The 579-nt window shown below is 45.6% G+C and carries 1 protein-coding gene and 1 pseudogene; both read left to right on the forward strand.

Annotated elements, in window-relative coordinates; genetic code table 11:
* A partial coding sequence (locus tag M3080_RS09160; protein ID WP_249092815.1) for a transposase occupies positions 1-115 on the forward strand: 115 nt, incomplete at its 5' end.
* A pseudogene (locus tag M3080_RS09165) lies at positions 81-579 on the forward strand (RNA-guided endonuclease InsQ/TnpB family protein); the annotation flags it as partial. The gene M3080_RS09160 and the pseudogene M3080_RS09165, both read left to right, overlap by 35 nt.

Here is a 579-nt window from a genome sequence, read left to right on the forward strand (position 1 = left end):
GTGGGGAGGCCACCTTTGGTCTCCGTCTTATTACGTGGGCACTGCCGGCAACGTCAGTTCCGAAACCATTCAGAAGTACATTGAAAGAACTGAACATATCAAAGGGCGCAGGTAGGCTTTCCGCTCCCTCCAAATTAACGACGACCGTTTGCATCAAACTGCAAATGGATGAGGATGTCGCTCAGAAGCTGCACAAGACTCGGCTTCTGTACCGTGACGCTTGCAATTTTTTGGTTAAGTACGTTTGCCGCGATTCCAGTGAGCGTAATTGGCAACGTTATAACCTGCACCATGCCGCGTACTACGATTTGAGATTGGCCTTGCCGGTACTGGGATCGCAGTTAGCCTGTAATGCCATTCGGTCAGTGTCTTCCGCCTACAAAACAGAGTTGACGAACCATTCCCGAAAAAATAAAGAAGAATCTCTAAAAGAAATTGTTTTTAAAAATCCCTCTATCCATTTGGACAAAAACACAATCCGTTATCAATCGGATATGACTGAAGCAACTGTTTTCACAGTTGAAGGTCGGGTAAAAGTCAGATTGTGTCCGGGAGATTTTCAAAAACGATTGCTTGACT

The sequence above is a fragment of the Parasutterella secunda genome, from assembly GCF_023336895.1.
Lineage (GTDB): Bacteria > Pseudomonadota > Gammaproteobacteria > Burkholderiales > Burkholderiaceae_F > Aphodousia > Aphodousia faecalis.